This is a genomic window from Streptomyces durbertensis, assembly GCF_014156695.1.
Classification (GTDB): domain Bacteria; phylum Actinomycetota; class Actinomycetes; order Streptomycetales; family Streptomycetaceae; genus Streptomyces; species Streptomyces durbertensis.
Genome location: NZ_WMLF01000585.1, coordinates 1 through 2,711, shown reverse-complemented (window position 1 = coordinate 2,711; position 2,711 = coordinate 1). Strand labels below are relative to the sequence as shown.

Annotated in this window: 2 protein-coding genes; both read right to left on the bottom strand. The window is 77.3% G+C overall.

Going from position 1 to position 2,711, the window contains the following annotated elements; all coding sequences use genetic code 11:
- Window positions 1–1,494 (bottom strand): 2Fe-2S iron-sulfur cluster-binding protein (locus GL263_RS29135; RefSeq protein WP_323379548.1); only part of this gene is annotated, 1,494 nt, incomplete at its 3' end.
- A complete protein-coding gene (locus tag GL263_RS24720) occupies window positions 1,491–2,420 on the bottom strand; it encodes an FAD binding domain-containing protein (protein ID WP_182857962.1) in 930 nt (309 codons plus the stop codon). The genes GL263_RS29135 and GL263_RS24720, both read right to left, overlap by 4 nt.
- Window positions 2,421–2,711: the final 291 nt, after the last annotated feature.

The following is a 2,711-nucleotide window of genomic DNA, read 5'->3' as shown; positions in this document are numbered from 1 at the left end:
CTCTCCCGGTCCGTACGGCGGATGGGGTGCGGGCCCCTGCTCGGGGACCCTGGGGGGCGCGGCGGGGTCGACCAGGCCGGAGACGTCGTGGTGACCGGAGGCGTCGTGGTGACCGGAGGCGTCGTGGTGACCGGATGCCTCGTAGTGGCCGGTGGCGTCGTAGGGGCCGGGCGGGCCGCTGTGCGAGTCGTCGCCGGGGCCCTGACCGTAGTCGGGCCGGCCGTCGGTGGGCACGGTGTGGTCGCCGGCGTGCGGGGCGCCGGCCCCCGCCTGCTGTTCGGCGGCGGCGCCCTCGGCGTCGGCGGTGCGGGTGGCGACGACGTCGCGCACCGCCTCCACGACGCCCCGGTAGCCGGAGCAGCGGCAGAGGTTGCCGCACAGCGCCTTGCGGATCTCCAGGTCGGTGGGCGCGTGGTTGCCGGCGAGCAGGTCGTGCACGGTCATCGCCATGCCGGGCAGGCAGAAGCCGCACTGGGCGCCCGCGCGGTCGGCCAGCGCGCGCTGTACGTCGCAGGGGCCGTCGGCGTGCGCGAGCCCTTCGACGGTCCGGATGTCGGAGCGTGCGGCGGTGGCGGCCGGGACGAGGCAGGAGGCCACGAGGCGGCCGTCGACCTGTACCGAGCAGGCGCCGCACTCGCCCTGTGAGCAGCCGTCCTTGGCGCCGGCCAGGCCGAGCCGTTCGCGTAGCACGTACAGCAGGGACTCGCCGATCCAGGCGTCGGTGACGGGCTTGTCTGCGCCGTTGACGTGCAGGACGTAGGAGACGAGCGGGTGCTCGTCGACGGGCGGCTCGGGCGCTTCCTGGTCCGTTCCGGGGTCGGTCGCGCCTTCGGGCATGCCGTCGGACGCGCCTTCGCCGGGGCCCGCGTCGGGACCGGCGTCGGACACGTCGGCGGGCGGGGCCCCGAGGGCGGGGTCGCTGTGGTCGGTCGGCTGCCAGTGGTCGTGGCCGGGTCCTTCGGACCCGAACGACTCGTGGGGCGCCGGGCCGTGGCCCGGCCAGGAGGACTCGCCGTGCGGCGTCTCGTCACCAGCGGCGGCGGCCGGGTGCCGATCAGGCTCGCGGCGGGCCTCGTGCGCCCCCGCGAGCGCCGCGGCGGCGCCCTGGCCTGACGTGTCCGGCAGCCCGGGCAGGCCCGGTGAGAGCGGGGCGTCCGCGCCGCGTGAGGTGTCCGCGCCGTGCGCGGCATCGACGTGCGCGGAGTCGACGGCGAACGGCATCGTCCACTGCCCGGTGGCGGCCGGGTCGGTGGAGGCCGCCGGCGTCATCGGCGGGATGACGGGCGGCTCCCAGCCGGGCCCGGTGCCGGGTGCGGCGAGCGGGCTGTAGTGGGTGTCGCCGTCACCCGGGTACGGCGGCTGGGCGCCCGGGCCGGGCAGCTGTATGAAGGCGGTGGCCTCGGCGTCGTACGCGCCGCCCCAGCCGCCGGTGGGCGGCGCGGTGGGTGGTGCGGTGGGCGCCGGCTGTCCCGGCTGCTGCTGGTCGCTGCTCATGCGAGAGCCCTCCCGAGTCCCCGGCGGGCGAGTGCCGCCACGGTACGCCGCAGCTGGAGCGCGGCGGGCGGAAGTACCGGTGCCTCTCCCCCGTCCTCGGCCGGCGGCGGGTCGGGGATGCAGGCCATCGCGACGTACTGTCCGAAGGCGTCGAGTGCTTCGGGGGCGAGGGCGCTGGCCCCGCGTTCGGTCACGACGGACCAGTCGATGAGGGAGGCCACCCACTGTTCGGCCTCCAGGGGCCGCAGCGGCATGGGGGCGACGGCGCCGATGGCGCAGCGTACGCCGCGTCGGGCGGGGTCGAGCACCACCGCGGCGGAGGCGACGGCGCGGCTGGGCCCGGTGCGGCCGGTGGCTTTGAGGAACGCCTGCGGGGCGTGCAGCAGGGGGACGCGGAGGTGGCCGAGGATCTCGCCGGGGCGCAGCATGTCCATGCCGGCGAGCAGGTGTCCGACGGGCACCTCGCGGCGGGCGCCGCCGGGGCCCGCGATGACCAGGACGGCTTCCAGTGCGGCGAGTACCGGGAGGGTGTCGCCGGTGGGGGCGGCGGTGACGACGTTGCCGCCGAGGGTGCCGGCGTTGCGGATCTGCGGGGGCCCGGCGGCGCGGGCCGCGGCGGCGAGCGCGGGGAAGAGCGCGGCGAAGTCGGGGCGGCCCATGCGGGCGTGGGTCAGGCCGGCGCCGAGCAGGCCGTGGCCGTCCTGGTACTCCCAGCCGCGGATCTCGCTGATGTGGCCGAGGCCGACAAGCGCGGCGGGGCGGAGCTGGCCGGCGTTGACGGAGGCCATCAGGTCGGTGCCGCCGGCGACGGGTACGGCCGCGGGCATGGCGGCGAGCGCCGCCACGGCCTCGTCGAGGGTGGCGGGCAGGGTGACGGACCGCGCGAGCCCAGGGCCGTTCGGCGCATGCGGTGCGTGCGTGCTCAATCCAGCTGCCCCTTCCCCGGTGGTGCCGGCTACTCAGCCGTACGGTACGTGCTTCGAGGCCGGACGAGGCAACTCTGGCACACATCCGGGGCGTGCTGGTGCGAGGGTCGGGAGGAGTCACCGGACGGCGGACGCGGGCCGTCACGGGGTGTCGCGCTGGGTGACGGGCGGGCATGTGGGGAAGGCCGGCGGAGGGGCCGGCACCGGCCTCCCGACGGCCCTGCTGGCCGGGTCGTACGGGGAGGCCGGCGGCCGGGTCCGTGGTGTACCCGCGACGACTCGCACGGCGAG